This window comes from Xenorhabdus sp. XBWT (assembly GCF_059072735.1).
Window position 1 is genome coordinate 4,212,004 of the sequence record NZ_CM180990.1, and the last position, 18,637, is coordinate 4,230,640.

Consider the following 18,637-nt stretch of genomic DNA (forward strand, 5'->3'; position numbering starts at 1 on the left):
ACATCCTCAAAAAAGCGTGCTGTTATCATGGATTACAGCTCGGGTTAGTATAGTCCACCAATTCGCGCAGGTGCTGCGCCAACTGGTCAACGGTTTTCTCGCCCGTAGCGGCATCTACTGTTAAGTTTTCCAATGTATTGTCGTTATCACGGATCTTGATACCGTTACGATAGAGAAAAGTCATGGTAACGAAAAACGCTGTGCGCTTATTACCATCATTGAAAATATGACCACGAGCGATAGCAGCCCAATAGGTAGCAGCAAGTTCAAAAATATCTGTTATGCCTTCATAGTGTGTACGGTTTTGTACCCGATAGATGAGCGCTTCAGCTCTACCAGAATCGGGCATTCCGGCAACGCCGGGAAGCCGTTGTAATATTCGGTCATGAAAAGCGATAACTTCCTGTGCGCTGACCCATATCATCGATTTGTCAGCGCCTCTATCGTATGCCCATGACGTTGCATAATCGAATCGAACTCTGCATCCAGCTTAGCGTTTTGCCAATTATCGAATTCAGCTCTACTGATAACGACCGCTGAACTACCGTCTCGACGAGTGATTTCAACAGGTTCACCGTGAGCCGCTGTGTCCAACACTTCCGCGATGTTGGCACGGGCTTGAGTTGAGGTGTATGTACGCATAATATTCCTCCAAATCTGTACATATTAATTGTACATTTCTTGGGTGATTATTCAACAACGCAGATCTCGGCACGGCTCACCTTTAACGGTGATTTTTTTACATCTTCATATAACGCAACCAATCGCACGCTAAGCTACGCAGATAAAATTTGGCGGTCTAGATGGATTCATTTGGTTCACGTCACCACATCACGCCTACGCCACGGAATCCCCACGAAATAAACGTAAACCCGACGTAAAATGCACTACACCGCACCCGCCTGCACGTTTTGGATCAAAAAGTTTTTTCAGTTTTAAAATTCTACAAACCAAATCGCCAGACCGTGCCAATACTGGCTGTGTGAGAAAAATCTCAAACTGAAATGAGTGAAAAGAATTTCAGTAAATTTCAGTTTCCTATTCCGTCGCATTCTGGTGATTTGATTTTATGGCATTGAAATAAAATGATTTTCCTATTTTACGTGAGATTTTTACTTGGGAGGAAACCCAACATAAAAACTAGAAAGCCAGTCTTTATACGGGGTAACCCTGTGGCAAAACCTTCTGTAATCACCACCTGTTCAATGTTTTTATCCGTCTTATCAGCGACGACAATAAACGAACCTGAAAGCGCAGAACCGGATAGCAGGCTCTTTTCCCCTTTCGGGCTGATTAATTGCCCGCCTTTAATTGAAATTTGGTTATCAACTAACGGTAATAAAAGTGAGCCAATTGGAAAAATAATCTCACTTTGCGTATATTGTTGCTGTGTAATTAAATATTGATGATTGGTTAAGCCTTTATTTGAGAGATATTGGCTTTCCCCTGAAAAACATAAGGCTTTTAGTTTTTCAAATAACTCGATACCTTTTTGTGCGCTAGCCTTTTTTATTCTGGTTGGCGTTATTTTTTTGAATTCAGGCAAAAGTAATATTTTGTTGATTTCAGAACAGGCCGTTTTTATGTCTTGGCCTGTCACTAGTTTAATTAAATCGAGTCCGTCACCGCTGCCACAGTGATTACAAAACCACGTTCCTTTACCGTTTTTATCATCAAATCGAAAGCGATCTTTGCCCGCCACATTTAGGGCAAGCACCATGCTTGTGATTTTCGGGTACAGATACCCCTAAATTGTTTAAAATATAAAACCAACGCCCGTTAGCAGCCTTAACGATATCCGTCACGGAAGGTATGCTTGTCGGTATCGTTGAAGCATCTGGATAGTTTTGATTATTCATTATTTAATATCCTTATTCATTAAGCTGCTTTCATCAATAATGAGTTCAACTTGTTCCGATAAACATTCCATGACGACTGCCATACCTTCGCTTGAAATATGACGTCCTGCGCTGTTATTTAATAATTCGGCGAGGAATGCAGTCATCTGCGCCACTCTTAATAGATGCTTTTCGGCTGTAGCAGAAATGACGGCATTTTTATGGGTTGTATTTTTCATGATCAACCCTCTCTCTTTGGTTGCACAGGTAAGCGACCTGCAAACAAGAGAACAAAATCATGAATGAGCAGCATTTTTGCGTTGTGTTCATCTGGTGCGGTAGCCTCAATACGGCATGGTGTAGCGGTAATATCAGAACGTTTTACGCACAGGAATATAAATTTAAATTGAGTTTTGGTAGGGATAGCCATCATAAAGATGATCTCCTTTACTTTATCAAAGGGATCACCGCCAGAGTTTCCACGCTCAATAGGGGCGGTGACGTTATCAGAGGTGGAAATACTGGTAGTAAAGGGAACCAGCCACCCTTTCGGGTGCTCCGACAACGCCACCATTGAATTCAGATAGGCGTAAGCCGCCATTAGATAGGCATTATTTACGACACAAAAAAGACGCATGTGGCGTCTACTGTCGCCTTTACTATTCTCAGGTTTCCACGCCTGACGTTAGATTTTGCTAACGTCTTTCCAAGATAGCCCAACCGTTTAGACGGATGCAACCTTTTTATTTTCATGATTAAAATCGGCTTAAACTGCGAAGTTGATAGGAATAGGGAAAATAGCCCAGCCTAAACTGGGCAAAAGCGTTAACCTGCGGAGATTGCTGTAAACCAACGATTTTTCGTATTTTTAAGTCCATCCGAAAAATTAAATACTACTGGTGAACTAATCGAAAACTTACTTTTCTTTCGGGAAAAGTGAGAACGGTTAATACTGAATTTTAATCTATCTGTTCCAACACTAGCAGGGCTATCCGTAACAGCAAGACCACCTAAATAAAAGATAGCTTCATATGACCAATGCGAGGGTTAATATCTTTGTCTATTCGTCTGCGGAGTATATCGGGGTGTTTCCAGCGAGGGAGTATCTGACGCTCAAAGTATTCAGCCGCCAGATCTGAGACTTTTACTGCGTTCTTGTCGGCTTCAATTTTTGCCAGTGCTTCGGCTTTGCGTTCCTGTTTTTCTCCAGCAACGTCATAACCTAAAGCAACACGGGCTGATAGCTCTCTGGTGAGTTCTCTTGCTTTTGATAGTGATAAATCAATGTATGAGCCTAAAGTTATCACTCTGGGAGTACCTACGAACTTATACCTAAAGCGCCATATAGGGTGTTTAAAGGTTTTTCGATAGCATAGATATAGTCCGTTGCCGTCCGCTTTCCCTTCGAACCTTTCGCCTGACTTTATCCACGCTCTGATCTCTTTATCAGTGAGTTTAGGCATTGTGCAATCTCCAGTGTAAAAAATAGCTGTGTACCACTAAATGTGTTTTGTTATCGCAGGTGGTACACCCTAGTGGTACACAATAATCATGCGCTACTGTGATTCGTTCTGCAATGCTCTGATAGTAAAAAAGCCAGATACAACAAGGTGTATACTGGCTTTGTGATATGTTCTGCTATGTTATGAAATTTTATTCAATATTTTGAATCTGCTCACGCATCTGTTCAATAAGCACCTTCAATTCAATTGCAGAATTCGTTACATCGGAATTAATTGATTTTGACGCCAAAGTATTCGATTCACGATTAAATTCCTGCATCATAAAATCCAGTCGGCGGCCAACGGCTTCTTTTTTCTTCAGGATATTACGTGTTTCTTTGACGTGTGCGTCCAGACGATCCAGTTCTTCAGCCACATCAATGCGTTGAGCCATTAAGAGCAGCTCTTGTTCAAGACGGTTATTTTCCAACTGAATTTGTGCTTCTTCCAGTTTGGTCTGCAAACGTTCACGCTGCCATTGCAGGATTGCCGGCATTTGCTCACGGACTTTAGTCGCTTCAATTGTTACCGCATCCAAACGCTGTTCGATAAGTGATTTCAACGCTTGCCCTTCGGTTTCACGGCTTTGGATAAAGGCATCCAATGCCAAATCCAATTCAACCAGCAGTTGTGTACTGATAGCATCTAAATCTTGCTCTTCGGCAGACATCACACCCGGCCAACGCAGGATATCTAACGGATTAATCTCACCTTCACCACTTTGCTGTTTCACCCAGCTTGCTGCTTCAACCAGTTGTTTTGCCAACTTTTCATTCAGCATCAAGGAACCTTGAGCGCGGATATCCAGCTCAAAACGCAGGTTACACTCCACTTTTCCGCGAGTCAGGCGGGAACGAATGCGCTCACGGATCACAGGCTCAAGACTTCTGAATTGCTCTGGCAGGCGAATATAGGTTTCCAAGTAACGCTGATTGACAGAACGCAGTTCCCACGCTGCATTTCCCCAATCTCCCTTGATATCTCGCCGTGCAAAAGCAGTCATACTACGGATCATAATTCGTTCCCAATTTATAAAATGATGGATGGATTATAACGCCCCATGTAGATGCAGGATAGGCATTCACCGCTTTAGGCCGTATAATGCGCCCCCAATAATGTTTTAACAGCGGAGATCACACGATGAGCTTAGTAGGGAATCGTCCAGCGGGAAGAACAGCAGGACAGGTGCGTCCTATTAAAATGACCCGTCATTACACCAAACATGCAGAAGGTTCGGTTTTGGTGGAATTTGGGGATACTAAAGTGTTATGTAATGCCTCCGTTGAAGAAGGAGTTCCACGTTTCCTGAAAGGTCAGGGACAGGGCTGGATCACTGCTGAATATGGCATGTTGCCACGGGCAACTAATAGTCGTAATGCGCGCGAAGCGGCCAGAGGCAAGCAAACTGGGCGCACAATGGAAATTCAGCGCCTGATTGCACGTTCACTGCGTGCTGCCGTGGATTTGAAAAAACTGGGGGAATTTACCATTACTCTGGATTGTGATGTGATTCAGGCTGATGGTGGTACCCGTACCGCTGCTATTTCTGGTGCTTGCGTCGCACTGGTTGATGCTCTAAATAAACTGGTTTCTGATGGTAAACTGAAAGCTAGCCCACTGAAATCAATGGTCGCGGCAGTATCTGTTGGTATCGTTGAGGGAGAAGGCCTCTGCGATCTGGAGTATGTCGAAGACTCTGCGGCTGAAACTGACATGAATATCGTTATGATGGATGATGGAAGGATGATTGAAGTGCAAGGCACAGCAGAAGGCGAGCCATTCAGTCATGACGAATTACTTTCCCTGCTCTCTCTGGCAAAAGAGGGGCTGGAAACTATTTTCGAAGCGCAGCGAGATGCGTTAAAACAAGATCCATCAAAATAATGAATTATGAGGCGGCTGAAGAGTCGCCTTTTTTATGCCTGCAATATAGTAAAAAGATTGAAAAGGAGAAACTCCAATGAAAGCCTATCAGCGCGAATTTATTGATCTGGCACTGAAAAAACAGGTGCTGAAATTTGGCGAATTTACGCTGAAATCTGGTCGCAAAAGCCCCTATTTTTTCAATGCGGGTCTGTTTAATACCGGACGTGACTTGGCATTGATTGGGCGTTTCTACGCGGCTGCGCTGCTGGACAGCAAAATTAAGTGTGATTTGTTGTTTGGGCCAGCTTATAAAGGTATCCCGATTGCAACGACCACCGCAGTGGCGATGGCAGAACATTATGATATCGATATGCCTTATTGTTTTAACCGTAAGGAAGCCAAAGATCACGGCGAAGGCGGATCACTGGTTGGTAGCCCACTGCAAGGTAATGTTGTGGTTGTGGATGATGTCATTACGGCAGGTACAGCGATTCGTGAGTCAATGGAAATTATTAAGCAGCACGGTGCAACCCTGTCTGGTGTCATTTTGTGTCTGGATCGTCAGGAGCGCGGACGGGAGACACTTTCAGCCATTCAGGAAGTTGAACGTGACTACCAGTGCCAAGTCTACTCCATCATTACACTGAACGATTTAGTGATTTATTTACGCGAAAATCCAGAGATGCAATCCTATCTGGAAGCGGTGGAAGCCTATCGTAAAGAATACGGCATCTGATAACCATCAAAAGCTGAACGCTAAGGCTGAATGAAAAAAATCCCTCGCCCAAGGAGTGGGCGGGGTGAGTAGTAGAAATGGCAACCAGCAACAACATCCAACATATTAATATGGTAAGGATTGCAATAATGATGCCATTATTGAGCTACTTTGTAGTGAACTCAACGAGTCGGTATATGTTAACACAGCTTAATAAAAAAACGTACGTTATCATTCACCACATGAGTGACAATGAATTACAGTTCCGTAATAAATTATTGTAGTTGGGTCAAAATCAATGGCCAACGTACTTCAAACTCTTTTGTTGGGCGATAGCGAAACTCTGAGCGAACAAAGCGGGAAAGCATCCCTTCACAAAATGCCAGTAACTGTGATGCAAGCACGGTTTCGTCATAATTGAATCCCTGCCCATCACGTATTTTTTTCTCTTTCAAAATTTGGCGAAGTTGTACTTCAATCCGCTCAAATAACTGGTTGATACGATTTTGTAATCTGTCTTGTTCAAACATCAGGGCATGACCGGTCATGATGCGGGTTAATCCAGGGTTTTTCTCCGCAAACCCCAAAATCAGGACAAATATTAACCTAATGCGAACAATGGTATCTTTTTCATCTTGCAGGATCAGGTTGATACGTGAAATTAAGGAGTCTTCAATAAACTCGATCAGGCTATCAAACATCCGGGTTTTGCTTGGAAAATGACGGTAAAGTGCTGCCTCAGAAACGCCAACGTTTGCAGCGAGTTTTGCAGTGGTAATGCGCTGGCTTCCATCACTGGATTCAAGCATATGTGCCAGTACCTGCAAGATTTCCTCACGTCTATTTTTCTTTTTTATACGTTCTTTTTCTGCCATGTCTGATAAGACCCCTGCTAAAACAGCAAAACAAATCCTGCTATTTTTGCCTACAATAGTTTTTGCCGAAAATAGTTTTTCTCAGCAATAACATTGTAGGCAAAAGATATAAAAATCGGTTGACGGTATCAGGCTTTATGGAAAGTTATTGACGACCGGAGTGACCAAAACCACCACTACCACGTTTGCTGGTTTCGAAGTCTTCAACCAAATTAAATTCAGCCTGTACAACGGGCACAAAAACCATTTGGGCAATACGCTCACCTGGCTCGATGGTGAATGTTTTATTACCACGGTTCCAGACTGAAACCATCAATTGCCCCTGATAATCAGAATCAATAAGCCCCACCAGATTTCCCAAAACTATACCATGTTTGTGACCCAAACCAGAGCGGGGAAGAATAACGGCTGCCAGTTGTTCATCTGCGATATGGATAGCAATTCCGATCGGCAGAAGTTCAGTCTGGCCGGGAGCCAGTTCCACAGTATTATCCAGACAAGCACGTAAATCTAAACCCGCAGAACCAGGTGTAGCATAAGTCGGTAAAGGAAATTCTTGCCCAATGCGGGGATCAAGGATTTTAACGTCGATTTTTTTCATCATAGAGTTTGAGTATCTCGTCTAATAAGCGGTGGCTGAGTTGTAATTTACCACTGTGAGGTAAATTAACACTTCCATCATGCCAGAATAGATGTAATGCGTTGGTATCACTGTTAAAACCGTGTCCGGACAGGGATACATCGTTCGCGCAAATCAAGTCTAAATGCTTCTGCTTGAGTTTTCCGCGGGCGTATTCTTCCACATTCTGGGTTTCGGCTGCAAATCCAACGACAAATGGCCGATTTTCTTCCAGTGCTGCAACGCTCGCTACAATGTCAGGATTTTTTATCAGGGTAAAGGTGATTTCATCACCCTGCTTTTTAATTTTTTCAGCCGCAATTTGTTTAGAACGATAATCTGATACAGCTGCACAGCCGATAAAAATATTCTGTGAGTCTGCTATTGCCTGAACCTGTTCATGCATCTCCAACGCACTCGTTACGTCAATACGCTTAACGCCTTGTGGTGTCGATAAATTAACGGAACCTGTAATCAATGTTACTTCAGCCCCACGCTCTGCGGCTGCTCGTGCGATAGAGAAGCCCATTTTACCGGAGCTATGGTTGCTGATGAAACGGACAGGGTCTAAGGCTTCACGGGTTGGGCCTGCGGTAATTGTCATACTCAGACCAACAAAATCTTGCTTAGTGTTTAAATGTTGCGTTACCAATTCGACAATCGCCATAGGCTCCAACATTCTGCCTGGCCCGACATCACCACATGCCTGACTCCCTTCATCCGGTCCCCAAATCAGCACGTTGCGCTCTTCAAGAACTTTCAGGTTATGCTGGGTCGCCTGAGCACGATACATCTGTTGATTCATTGCGGGAGCAACAGCAATAGGGGCTGCGGAAGCCAAGCAAATCGTAGTCACTAAATCATTCGCCATACCCGTCGCTAAACGTGCCAGCAGGTCTGCTGTAGCCGGGGCGAGAATAATTAAATCTGCCCACTTTGCCAATTCAATGTGCCCCATAGCTGCTTCGGCAGCGGGATCCAGAAGATCATCGGAAATAGGGTAGCCCGATACAGCCTGTAAGGTAAGTGGGGTAATAAAAGCTTTTGCTGCGGGAGTCATAACGACGCGAACCTGAGCACCGCGATCACGTAAACGACGTACCAGCTCGGCTGTTTTGTAAGCCGCAATCCCTCCGCTGATTCCGAGTACGATTTTTTTACCAGAAAGCTGATTACTAGAAAGTTGTTGGCCGGAAAATCCTGTCATTTTGATTGTCCAGATGTAAGTTACAATTCTCTAAGATTCTACCATAAGAAAATATTGAGTTCAGAACCCTCTCTTCTTCCCGGCTCCTCAGCTATCCATATAGTGGGAATTCTGTTATCACCTGCCGTAACTTGAAATTCAGTGAATATCGTTACTCCAAAATGGCAAATTTGCGAAGCGTTGCGCAGACTATGCAAATGAAGCTGGCGATGTTTTTTTCATCATGGAATATTGGGTAAGCGAATATCAGGGTGATGGATTCTATCGTTATGGATGGAGAGTCAGGAATGATTCCCCATAGATGATAGTTAAAGGGCGAAGGATATTGAGGGGAGAAGTGTTATGGATATCACGGTAATGGAAAAAAACGATGAATTGCATTCAAACCTTGCTCCCCGGGAAAAATTGCTGGCTTATGGCGCAGTTTCTCTAACGGATGCCGAACTGTTGGCAATATTTTTGCGTACAGGTACCAGAGGTGTTCCTGTAGTACAAATGGCGGAATATCTGCTGAAATCATTTGGCTCACTTTATCATCTGTTGTCTGCTGATTATGCCGATTTTTGTTCACATAAGGGAATGGGGCTGTGTAAATATGTCCAATTACAGGCAGTATCCGAACTGGCAAAACGTTTTTTCTCCAGTCAGTTTATCCATGAAGATATTATGAGCAGCCCTACAATGACTCAGAGTTATTTGCAGGATCTGTTATCTTGGCAGGATAGGGAAGTCTTTGTGGTACTATTTTTGACTAACCAAAATAAAGTCATCTGCCATGATGAAATGTTTAAAGGAACAATAAACAAAGTTGAAGTGCACCCACGTGAAATTGTGAAACAAGCGGTTAAAGTCAATGCAGCATCAATTATTCTTGCCCACAATCACCCTTCCGGTAATCCAGAACCCAGTCTGGCAGACAAATTGGTAACAGAAAAAATTATTGAAGCCTGTGACTTGATTGGCGTTAAAGTTTTGGATCATATCGTTATTGGCAAGCAATATTGTGTTTCATTTATGGAAAGAGGCTGGATTTAATACGGTTTTTTCACGATCCGGTCATATCTTAGCTGTTCGGGACTTGAGCATCAGCGAATGAGGGCGTATACTACGCCACCTTTGAGGATCTTGGGCTTGGCGAGAAGAGCCTATCTCAGTAAGTTTTTTACTGGGAATATGTGATTCTTTTCAGTAAAGAAAATTTGCTGAGATGGGCTCCTAAGCCTGACGAGGCGGCCACACCCAATACAAAGCTCGAGCTGATTTGATTTTTGGAGAATAGACATGTCCCGAGTCTGCCAAGTTACTGGCAAGCGCCCGGTGAGTGGTAACAACCGCTCCCACGCATTAAATGCGACTAAGCGTCGTTTTCTGCCTAACCTGCACTCTCATCGTTTCTGGGTTGAGTCTGAGAAACGTTTTGTAACTCTGCGTGTATCTGCTAAAGGTATGCGTGTGATTGACAAAAAGGGTATCGATACAGTTCTTTCTGAACTGCGTGCCCGTGGTGAGAAGTACTAAGGAGCTGAAAAATGGCTAAAGGTATTCGCGATAAAATCAAGCTAGTTTCTTCTGCTGGTACAGGTCACTTCTATACCACTACGAAGAACAAGCGCACCATGCCTGAAAAACTGGAAATGAAAAAATTTGATCCAGTTGTTCGCCAGCATGTAATGTACAAAGAAGCTAAAATTAAATAATTTTAGTGGATTAGAAAAAACCCAGCTTTATGCTGGGTTTTTTTATGCCTGTTGCTTTGCCTGATTTACATTAGGTTATGCATGAACGTCATACTCTGTTCAGTTATACTAACGCGTTTTTATTGACCGTCAGGCGTGACTCTAAAATGGCTAAAAAGACTTTGAATATCTTACACACAGAATCATCGTGTGGCTGGGGCGGACAGGAGATCCGTATCCTGACTGAATCTCAGGGCATGATGCAACGTGGCCACAATGTGGTTATCGTTTGCTGCCCAACCTCAACACTTTACCGCGAAGCCCACCATTATGGCGTGCCTGTCGTTGCACTCCCGATTGAAAAAAAACGGCTTTCTTGCCTGCGGGCAATTCGCCGTTGGCTAAAAGCCGAAGGCCGTCAATTTGATGTCATCAATACTCATAGTTCCACGGATTCTTGGTTGGTAGCTGCGGCATGTGCAACACTAAAAGGTATGCTACCGATAGTCCGTACCCGTCATGTCTCTACTCACGTTTCAAAATCCATTGCAACCCGTTGGCTGTATCTAAACGCCTGCCAGCATATAGTGACAACCGGGGAAAAACTGCGCCAATATCTGCATATACATAATACATATCCACTTTCCCATATGACCTCTGTGCCAACAGGGATCGATTTGACACGCTTTCATCCAGAAAACAAGCAACAGAGCCGTCAACGCATTGGTATTCCAAACAAGCCAACACTTGGTATTGTTGCCACAATGAGGACCTGGAAAGGACATCGTTACTTGCTTGATAGCTGGAAAATTCTTCACCAACGCTATCCCGAGTGGCAATTATTATTTGTGGGAGATGGTCCCCAGAGAAAGAATCTAGAACCACATGTTCAGCAGGAAGGATTAACAGAAAGCGTAACTTTTCTTGGTAACCGTCAGGATGTTCCTGATTGCTTAAATGCGATGGATATCTTTGCTCTCCCTTCGTTTGGCAATGAAGGTGTGCCTCAAGGTATCATGCAGGCGATGGCATGTGGATTACCTGTAGTATCCACATCAGTGGGCGCGATTACCGAAGCTGTTATTGATGGGGATACTGGGTATATTATTGAACCCAGAAACGTAGAACAGCTAATAGAAAAATTAGATTTTCTGATGAACGATGCTGAGTTACGTTTACGGATGGGAAACGCTTCATTGCAGCGGGCTACCCACTTATTTGGGATGGATAATATGCTAGAAAAGATGGAGTCTATTTTTTATCGCAGTATAAACAACAAGCGATAATACTTTTCCTATATGGTATAAATCATTACTGAAGTGAATGGCATCAATCACTAACCATTCAATTGAAATATAATCATATTATTTATATTAGGTATAAGAACTATCTATCGGCTAATAGAACATTTAATAGCTTTACTATATAGTGATCGTGCTTCAAGGCCTGTTATAGAATTGATGATTCAACATTCATTATTATGATGCAACCTAAAAATATTTTAATCATAAATATAGCCCGTTTTGGCGATACTTTGCTGGTTACGCCAGTCATTCGTGCATTGAAAACAAAATGGCCAGAAGCAAACATTGATGTCTTTGCACATAAAAAAACAAGAGAAATCCTTGATTGCATTGATTTAATTAATAATTTATCGACTTTCTCAAAAGGAAGAGCCAAATGGTATGGGTGGTTTTCCCGTCGATATTATGACTTAGCATTAGTATATGGACACGATAAATCCCTGTTACGATATGCTAAACGTAAATCAAATTTAACCGTTTATTTCTCGGATATTTCTGAGAAAAAATTAAACGAATATACTGTAGAAAAGCCACGGGAACTCATGCCTGCCCAGCAGGAAAGGGCCATGTTGATTAATGCTCTTGGTCTTGAAGTGAATGATTGGCGGTTACAATATTGCGTAAGCCAATGTGAAGAAGAATATGCCAGAAATTTTCTGCGGCAGCAGGAATTAGAGCAACAATTAAAAATTGGTTTTCAGTTACAGAGTTTTCCCGCCAAAGCTTACCGTGACTGGCCTGTAGAACATTTTCACGAATTAGCCCAACGGATTTATCGTGATTATCCGCATGCACATATTTTTTTATTGGGCAGTAAAGATGGTGAAGCAAGCGCACAAATGCTGGCTGAAAAACTGGGGGCAAACAGGTGTACATCACTGGCGGGTAAAACAACAATGCGACAAAACGCAGCAATCATGAGCCAGCTTAATTTATACGTTGGTGTGGATACGGGAACAACCCATCTAGCAGGTGCTCTGGGGATTCCTATGGTTGCACTATATCACAGTTTTCATCCAGGCCGTTTTCTCGCTCCTCAGCAACACCCAAAACTGGCGGTAATTGAACATCCGGTAGACTATAGGCAAGCCACTCGCCAAGATACGATGTCAGTAATATCGGTGGATAAAGTCTGGCATTCTGTACAGAACTTACTGGAAAATGAACGCAAGGATAATGAATAAAATGAAAATAGGATTTATCGATGTTACCGTTACCGTGTCTTATGGCGGCATTCAAACCGCAGTTTGGGAGTTGGCCAAGGCATTAACCGATGCGGGGCATGAAATCCATATTTTCGGTGGAACAGGTAATATTCGGCCCGCATCAGATGGGCGAAATATCTACATTCATACTTTTCCGTTTATTCCTAGAGAGCGAGTTCCCAATATTGGGCGTCGTTTTCAACGCATTGTTGAACGCTACTCTTTTGCCCGTCATGCTCGTGAGGCGGTTATTGCCGAAAATTTTGACTGGGTGATCTTAACAAAACCCTTTGATTTCTTCTGGCCCAGGATGATACCTGAAACGTCCCATACCAAGTTTTGCTATATGAGTGGTGGAACCAGCTTTTTTAAAGGTGACCGTATATTAGGTAGAAAAATATCCACTTGGGTTGCATGCAGTCATTTCAATGCTTGGCAGATCCAGCATCACTTTAAGCAATTTCCGAACGTTATCTATAATGGCGTGGATACCGATAAATTCAAGCCTACTGATTCTGGTATCCGAACTCAATTAGGCATCAATGAAGACACCTTTTTGTTAACGTTTGCCGGCAGATTGGTGGGCTGGAAAGGCATGAAAGTAGCCATTGATGCGATGGTGTTATTGAAGGATAAGGATGTAAAGTTACTGATTATTGGAGCAGGTGAAGAGCTAAAACAGCTGGAAAAGCGGGTTTCAGCATTACAATTGGAAAAATCAGTTATTTTTCATTCTCCTGTCAGTCATGATCAATTACCTGAATTTTACTCTGCGGGTGATGCCGGTATTTTCCCTAGCATTGGTGATGAAGCATTTGGTATTACTATTGCTGAAGCGATGGCGTGTGGACGCCCCGTGATTGCCAGTTATATAGGCGGTATACCAGAGGTAGTTGGAAACGAGAACCAAGCAGGTATTTTGGTAACTCCCGGTGATGCTAAAGCGATTGCTGATGCGGTCAATCATCTTTTATCTTTAGAAGATAGAGGGAAAAGTATGGGTAGATACGCCCGTCAGAGGATTGAGGCTATGTATACTTGGGAACACTCTGCGAATCGCTTATTGAATGCCATAAAAAAATAATGAAAATCGCCTATATTGACCCTTACCCTGTGCCTGATTATCGAGTTGCTTCATTGCAGATTCTGCAAAATGTTGATGCTTTTGCTCGTCAAGGACATCACGTTTGTCTGATTACCCCAAAAGGCCAAAGCCAAGTTCAAGAAATTATTGGCAGAGCACTTCCGCCTTCTGTAGAGTTAATTGCTTTACACAATATCCGCAGAAAATGGTATTTTCCACTCAATACTCAAAAATTGTTTTATTTTCAGGTCTCTCGTTGGCTTAAAGAACATCAGGTTGATGCTATTTTTACTCGCAATATAAAAATGGCGAACTATCTATTGTGTAAGCACCCTGAAATTCCTCATTTCTTTGAAAGCCATGAAGTATTTTCTCAGTCATTTAAAGAATCCCATAATTTGGTCAGGCGAAAAAATCAACGTAAATATCAGAAACTGAGGGAAACTGAAAAACAAGTTTATGATGGCTCTCAGGTTGTCTTCGCTCTGACCTCGCTGTTACGTGAAGATATTTATAAAGAATATGGTGTTAAAACACCAATTGTAGTCGCTCCTGATGGCGTTGATATGTTCGCAGCAGAATCTACAAGATTGACGCTTTCTGGCAGAGAATACCAAAACATTTCCCCAACCCAAGTGCTTTATTTAGGGAGCTTGCATCGTTGGAAAGGCGTGCCGACTGTTATGAAGGCCATGTCTTTCCTTGATAACGCAGTGTTGAATATTGCTGGCGGTACGCCTGAACAAATTACACGATTGAGGCAGACAGCTGAGCAGATTGGCGTAGATGATAAAGTCAATTTTCTGGGTTTTGTTCAACCTAAAAATCGCTTTCAGGTTATTGCTGATAACGATATTTGTGTTCTGCCGCTGACAAAAACCAGTATCGGCAGTCGTTATACCTCTCCCCTAAAACTTTTTGAATATATGGCTATGGGTAAACCTGTGGTTATTTCTGATTTCCCTTCCATCCGTGATGCTGTTGATGAAAATGCAGTAAATTTTGCCGATAGTGAAAATGCAGAAAGTTTTGCCGAACAGATCCAATGGCTGATAAACCATCCAGATGAAACGATGGCAAAAGTAAATTATTCACAGAGATTGGTTGCGGAACGTTTTAACTGGGATCAGCGTGCAAAATTGATTACGAACGTGATAGCAGAAAAATTATCTCAATGAATATTAAGCCAGTCATTCCAACCAAATTTAGCTGCAAATGATACATGAAAACGGTATCTTTATCTGCTTAGACATCATGTTGCAGATAACTTATTCAAGGAGTCAGTATGCCGGAGTTACCAGAAGTGGAAACCAGCCGCAGGGGAATTGAGCCTCACTTAGTTGGTAATATAATCCAATATGCTAAGGTCAGAAATTCGCGTTTACGCTGGCCTGTTTCCGAACAAATCATGAAACTTTCAGATAGACCGATCCTTAGTGTCCAGCGCCGGGCAAAATATTTGCTGATTGAACTGCCTGAAGGCTGGATTATTGTTCATCTGGGCATGTCTGGTAGTTTACGTATTCTATTGGATGAACTCCCTCCGGAAAAACATGACCATGTTGATTTGATTATGGCCGATGGGAAAATTCTAAGGTATACCGATCCCCGGCGTTTTGGCGCATGGTTGTGGAGCAATAATCTTGATGAATGTAGCGTATTGTCTCATTTAGGCCCAGAACCTCTTTCTGACCTGTTTAATGGTGAGTATCTTTATTCCCTTTCCCGCAACAAGAAGACCGCGATTAAACCTTGGTTAATGGATAATAAAGTCGTTGTTGGTGTTGGAAATATCTATGCCAACGAAGCCTTATTTGTTGCACATATCTTGCCGGAACGCCCCGTGAATTCACTGACACAGCAAGAAGCTTATTCATTGGTCGATATCATCAAACAGATTTTGCATCGATCAATTCAACAAGGCGGGACAACGCTGAAAGATTTTCTGCAATCTGATGGTAAACCGGGGTATTTTGCCCAAGAGTTGTTTGTCTACGGCAAGAAAGGTGAACTTTGCCCACGATGTGGAGGAAAAATAGAATGTATCAAATTAGGGCAACGCAGTACGTTTTTTTGCCGTGTGTGTCAGCATTAAACACATTGGGGGCGAAGTTCATTGCCCCCCTCTGAGTGATAATTTACTTATCTAATTTCTGTAGCATTGCCCGTGCAACTGACTCAGGCAGAAAAGATGAAATATCCCCATCATGCCGCGCAACATCTTTGATTAAAGATGATGAAACAAAGGACATATTTTGCGAAGGCAACAAAAAAACACTTTCCAGTTCCGGCATAAAATGTCGGTTCATATTGGCAAGCTGATATTCATATTCAAAATCAGCAACAGAACGCACACCGCGAATTAAGATGGTAGCTTGCTGTTTTTTCGCAAAATTAACCATCAATTCACTAAACCCGACCACCTCAACATTTTCCAAATGGGCTGTCACCTCTTTCGCCAACGTGACACGTTCTTCCAAACTGAACATGGGATTTTTTCTGTCACTGTTGGCGATAGCCAGCAGAACATGGTCAAACATATTTGCGGCACGAGTAACGATATCAAGATGACCGTTAGTAACAGGGTCAAAGGTGCCGGGGTAAATCGCTTTTCTTTTCATCGTAATTACTCTTTTTTTGAGACAGTTCCCAAAGTGCAGCATATTTATTAAATGTGTACTGAGCATTTACAACAGCCAACACCAATCCTTGCTTACCATCAAGAAAACCCGCCCTCAATAGCCAAGTTTTGAAAAATGCACCTAGCGTATGCGTTAAAACAGAGGAGTAAGACACTTTTTTACCTTGCTCGTGCCGATGCTTTGCCCAATCTCTTGCATAATTCAATTGCTTTTGCTGAAACTCCATCAGATTGCGGCAGGTCAAATGGCGTAAATCGCCCTTGAGTGCCACGATAGAAGCACCTTGAGTGTCAAGGGATTCATGAACCTGATTATCGTTGTATTGGTAAAGGTCGCGGCAATAGAGGCGAATGACTTTATCAGGATACCAGCCACTGTGTTGCATGAACCGTCCCATAAACAGATTGAGACGTGAGCAGCTATAGACTTTACTGTCATCAGGGTTGATTATAACTTGTTCAATAGATGCTTTTAGTTCTGGAGTCACTCGTTCGTCAGCATCGATCATGAAAATATAATCACCGCTGGCATAGGATTGCGCGAGCTGCCGCTGGCGGCCAAAGCCGGGCCACTGAGTATTTGTGTAGACCTTTGCACCCATCTCGTTGGCTATTTGGCAAGTTGCATCCGTACTTCCGGAATCCAAAACGATGATCTCATCTGCCCAACTTACAGAAAGTAAGCAATCAGTAATCACATCAGCAGCATTTTTGGCAATCATGACAACAGACAGACGTTTTTTGTCACTCATTAATGGCTCCTTGGGGGAAGATAAGGCTCCAATAATTTTAGCAAGCGCTGAAGCGCACCTTGATTTTCGTGCAGAACTTCTGCGGCATGGTGACCGTAATAACGGCGATAGTCTTCGTCTGTCAACAGGCTACTGATGGCTAAGCTTAATGATTGGCTATCCGTGACAGTAATCAGCCCATCCGCTTTCTCTAACTTGGCACAGATATCTTTAAAATTAAATGTATGCGGACCCATAATAACCGGAATAGCATGCGCCGCCGCTTCCAATGGATTATGTCCACCGCGCTCTATCAGGCTACCTCCGACAAAAGCCAAATCAGCAATACCGTAGAGGAGCATCAATTCACCCATGGTATCCCCAATAACAACCTGTACATCAGCCTCAGGGATCGTACCTGCACTGCGTAATATCGCACTCAGCCCCGCTTTTTGGGTTAATTCTGCTGCCTTGTTAAAACGCTCTGGATGACGGGGAACCAGAATTAATAAGAGATTAGGAAATTGTTTCAACAGCTTGCAATGTGCTTCCAGAAGAATACTTTCTTCACCATCATGCGTACTGGTTGCAATCCACACAGGACGATGGGGAGCCCATTGGCGACGTAAAGTAATCGCTTTTGCCGCTAACTCTGGTGTAACAGAAATATCGAATTTAAGGCTACCCGTGACAGAGAGCTGAGAACGTCTTAACCCCAGTTCGATAAAACGTTCACCATCTTCCTGATTTTGTGCAGCAATCAATGTGATCTTATTTAAAATGGTTTTAATAAAGTTACTAATTTTCTGATATCCCACCGCAGAACGGGCTGATAACCTTGCGTTGGCGATGACCAGAGGGATTCCACGTTGGTGTAGCTGGGTTATCAGATTTGGCCACAACTCGGTTTCCATAATGATCACCAATTTTGGATTAACGTGATCAATAAAGCGGTTCATTGAACCCGGTAGATCATAGGGAAGATATACGTGGTTAACATCCGTCCCCAGAGCAGACAAAACTCTTTCGGAGCCAGTCGGTGTCATGGTAGTTATGGTAATGGGCAAAAAAGGATAATGATGCCGCAAGATCCGTACTAATGGGATGGCAGCCAATGTCTCACCAACAGAAACGGAATGAAGTAAAATTCCACCAGGGGTAACTTTTTTGGCGCAGAAGCCATAACGTTCCCCCCAGCGTTTGCGGTACGCGGGTGATTTACGACTGCGCAGCAGCAGACGTAACCAGATAATTGGTTGGATAAGGTAGAGAAGTACCTGATATAAGCGAAGCAACATTCTATCAAATTCACTGACATAGACTGTGGCTATAATATCACATTGGCTTGAGGAAAGTGTGTAAAATGCGGATATG

Annotated in this window: 23 protein-coding genes and 2 pseudogenes; 10 read left to right on the top strand and 15 right to left on the bottom strand. The window is 43.0% G+C overall.

Going from position 1 to position 18,637, the window contains the following annotated elements; genetic code table 11:
• Positions 1–25: 25 nt before the first annotated feature.
• The 9 genes and pseudogenes from AC5JQI_RS18565 to AC5JQI_RS18605 all read right to left on the bottom strand — a co-directional run bounded on the left by AC5JQI_RS18565 (position 26) and on the right by AC5JQI_RS18605 (position 4,355).
• Entirely contained in the window at positions 26–424 is a 399-nt protein-coding gene (locus tag AC5JQI_RS18565; RefSeq protein ID WP_010847655.1) for a type II toxin-antitoxin system death-on-curing family toxin, read from the bottom strand.
• The gene (locus AC5JQI_RS18570; RefSeq protein WP_010847654.1) at positions 421–642 is read right to left on the bottom strand and encodes a type II toxin-antitoxin system Phd/YefM family antitoxin; all 222 of its coding nucleotides are present in this window, start codon (positions 640–642) and stop codon (positions 421–423) included. The genes AC5JQI_RS18565 and AC5JQI_RS18570 overlap by 4 nt, the downstream gene beginning before the upstream one ends.
• A 457-nt stretch (positions 643–1,099) precedes the next feature.
• Entirely contained in the window at positions 1,100–1,702 is a 603-nt protein-coding gene (locus AC5JQI_RS18575) for a primase-helicase zinc-binding domain-containing protein (RefSeq protein WP_493913211.1), read from the bottom strand.
• Positions 1,674–1,859 carry a hypothetical protein gene (locus AC5JQI_RS18580; RefSeq protein WP_493913212.1) on the bottom strand — a complete coding sequence of 62 codons (186 nt, stop codon included), beginning with the start codon at positions 1,857–1,859 and terminating at the stop codon, positions 1,674–1,676. Before AC5JQI_RS18580 ends, AC5JQI_RS18575 begins: the two co-directional genes overlap by 29 nt.
• A complete protein-coding gene (locus AC5JQI_RS18585; RefSeq protein WP_493913213.1) occupies positions 1,859–2,077 on the bottom strand; it encodes a hypothetical protein in 219 nt (72 codons plus the stop codon). Before AC5JQI_RS18585 ends, AC5JQI_RS18580 begins: the two co-directional genes overlap by 1 nt.
• Before the next feature lie 2 nt (positions 2,078–2,079).
• Complete coding sequence (locus tag AC5JQI_RS18590) at positions 2,080–2,271, bottom strand: host cell division inhibitor Icd-like protein (protein ID WP_493914730.1); 192 nt, start codon at positions 2,269–2,271, stop codon at positions 2,080–2,082.
• A gap of 24 nt (positions 2,272–2,295) precedes the next feature.
• Positions 2,296–2,591: pseudogene (locus tag AC5JQI_RS18595) on the bottom strand (ash family protein); the annotation flags it as partial.
• Between the two features lie 90 nt (positions 2,592–2,681).
• Positions 2,682–3,301, bottom strand: a pseudogene (locus AC5JQI_RS18600) (Arm DNA-binding domain-containing protein); the annotation flags it as partial.
• A 190-nt stretch (positions 3,302–3,491) separates the two neighbouring features.
• The gene (locus AC5JQI_RS18605) at positions 3,492–4,355 is read right to left on the bottom strand and encodes a YicC/YloC family endoribonuclease (RefSeq protein ID WP_493913214.1); all 864 of its coding nucleotides are present in this window, start codon (positions 4,353–4,355) and stop codon (positions 3,492–3,494) included.
• A gap of 125 nt (positions 4,356–4,480) precedes the next feature.
• Here AC5JQI_RS18605 and rph point away from each other — a divergent pair, with 125 nt between their 5' ends.
• Together rph and pyrE are read left to right on the top strand one after the other, a co-directional pair.
• On the top strand, positions 4,481–5,224 hold the full coding sequence (gene rph / locus AC5JQI_RS18610) for a ribonuclease PH (RefSeq protein ID WP_493913215.1): 744 nt from the start codon (positions 4,481–4,483) through the stop codon (positions 5,222–5,224).
• 76 nt (positions 5,225–5,300) lie between these two features.
• Positions 5,301–5,942: an orotate phosphoribosyltransferase gene (gene pyrE, locus AC5JQI_RS18615; protein ID WP_237387078.1), complete on the top strand. Its 642-nt coding sequence runs from the start codon at positions 5,301–5,303 to the stop codon at positions 5,940–5,942.
• Positions 5,943–6,196: 254 nt separating this feature from the next.
• On the opposite strand, the gene slmA is transcribed toward pyrE, so the two are convergent.
• The 3 genes from slmA to coaBC all read right to left on the bottom strand — a co-directional run bounded on the left by slmA (position 6,197) and on the right by coaBC (position 8,622).
• The gene (slmA, locus tag AC5JQI_RS18620; protein WP_323853710.1) at positions 6,197–6,796 is read right to left on the bottom strand and encodes a nucleoid occlusion factor SlmA; all 600 of its coding nucleotides are present in this window, start codon (positions 6,794–6,796) and stop codon (positions 6,197–6,199) included.
• Positions 6,797–6,941: 145 nt separating this feature from the next.
• On the bottom strand, positions 6,942–7,400 hold the full coding sequence (gene dut, locus AC5JQI_RS18625) for a dUTP diphosphatase (RefSeq protein WP_493913216.1): 459 nt from the start codon (positions 7,398–7,400) through the stop codon (positions 6,942–6,944).
• Positions 7,378–8,622, bottom strand: coding sequence for a bifunctional phosphopantothenoylcysteine decarboxylase/phosphopantothenate--cysteine ligase CoaBC (gene coaBC, locus AC5JQI_RS18630; RefSeq protein WP_493913217.1), 1,245 nt, complete (start codon positions 8,620–8,622; stop codon positions 7,378–7,380). The genes dut and coaBC overlap by 23 nt, the downstream gene beginning before the upstream one ends.
• Before the next feature lie 342 nt (positions 8,623–8,964).
• Here coaBC and radC point away from each other — a divergent pair, with 342 nt between their 5' ends.
• The 8 genes from radC (at position 8,965) to mutM (ending at position 15,986) form a co-directional block, all read left to right on the top strand.
• The gene (radC, locus tag AC5JQI_RS18635) at positions 8,965–9,657 is read left to right on the top strand and encodes a RadC family protein (protein WP_237387074.1); all 693 of its coding nucleotides are present in this window, start codon (positions 8,965–8,967) and stop codon (positions 9,655–9,657) included.
• Positions 9,658–9,903: 246 nt separating this feature from the next.
• Positions 9,904–10,140, top strand: a complete 237-nt coding sequence (gene rpmB / locus AC5JQI_RS18640; RefSeq protein WP_092512040.1) for a 50S ribosomal protein L28 — start codon at positions 9,904–9,906, stop codon at positions 10,138–10,140.
• An 11-nt stretch (positions 10,141–10,151) separates the two neighbouring features.
• Positions 10,152–10,319: a 50S ribosomal protein L33 gene (rpmG, locus tag AC5JQI_RS18645; RefSeq protein WP_010847629.1), complete on the top strand. Its 168-nt coding sequence runs from the start codon at positions 10,152–10,154 to the stop codon at positions 10,317–10,319.
• Positions 10,320–10,465: 146 nt separating this feature from the next.
• On the top strand, positions 10,466–11,584 hold the full coding sequence (locus AC5JQI_RS18650) for a glycosyltransferase family 4 protein (RefSeq protein ID WP_493913218.1): 1,119 nt from the start codon (positions 10,466–10,468) through the stop codon (positions 11,582–11,584).
• Positions 11,585–11,781: 197 nt separating this feature from the next.
• Positions 11,782–12,786 (top strand): glycosyltransferase family 9 protein, encoded by a 1,005-nt coding sequence (locus AC5JQI_RS18655; RefSeq protein WP_493914731.1) that lies wholly within the window; start codon positions 11,782–11,784, stop codon positions 12,784–12,786.
• 1 nt (position 12,787) lies between these two features.
• The gene (locus tag AC5JQI_RS18660) at positions 12,788–13,891 is read left to right on the top strand and encodes a glycosyltransferase family 4 protein (protein ID WP_493913219.1); all 1,104 of its coding nucleotides are present in this window, start codon (positions 12,788–12,790) and stop codon (positions 13,889–13,891) included.
• Positions 13,891–15,069 carry a glycosyltransferase gene (locus AC5JQI_RS18665; RefSeq protein WP_493913220.1) on the top strand — a complete coding sequence of 393 codons (1,179 nt, stop codon included), beginning with the start codon at positions 13,891–13,893 and terminating at the stop codon, positions 15,067–15,069. The genes AC5JQI_RS18660 and AC5JQI_RS18665 overlap by 1 nt, the downstream gene beginning before the upstream one ends.
• Positions 15,070–15,176: 107 nt before the next feature.
• Positions 15,177–15,986 carry a bifunctional DNA-formamidopyrimidine glycosylase/DNA-(apurinic or apyrimidinic site) lyase gene (gene mutM, locus AC5JQI_RS18670; RefSeq protein ID WP_237387070.1) on the top strand — a complete coding sequence of 270 codons (810 nt, stop codon included), beginning with the start codon at positions 15,177–15,179 and terminating at the stop codon, positions 15,984–15,986.
• A 43-nt stretch (positions 15,987–16,029) separates the two neighbouring features.
• On the opposite strand, the gene coaD is transcribed toward mutM, so the two are convergent.
• From coaD to waaA, 3 genes are read right to left on the bottom strand one after another with little or no spacing between them, the layout of a single operon-like run.
• Positions 16,030–16,512, bottom strand: a complete 483-nt coding sequence (gene coaD / locus AC5JQI_RS18675; RefSeq protein WP_493913221.1) for a pantetheine-phosphate adenylyltransferase — start codon at positions 16,510–16,512, stop codon at positions 16,030–16,032.
• Positions 16,478–17,284, bottom strand: coding sequence for a glycosyltransferase family 2 protein (locus AC5JQI_RS18680; RefSeq protein WP_493913222.1), 807 nt, complete (start codon positions 17,282–17,284; stop codon positions 16,478–16,480). The genes coaD and AC5JQI_RS18680 overlap by 35 nt, the downstream gene beginning before the upstream one ends.
• Complete coding sequence (gene waaA / locus AC5JQI_RS18685) at positions 17,284–18,561, bottom strand: lipid IV(A) 3-deoxy-D-manno-octulosonic acid transferase (protein WP_493913223.1); 1,278 nt, start codon at positions 18,559–18,561, stop codon at positions 17,284–17,286. The genes AC5JQI_RS18680 and waaA overlap by 1 nt, the downstream gene beginning before the upstream one ends.
• Positions 18,562–18,637 lie beyond the last annotated feature (76 nt).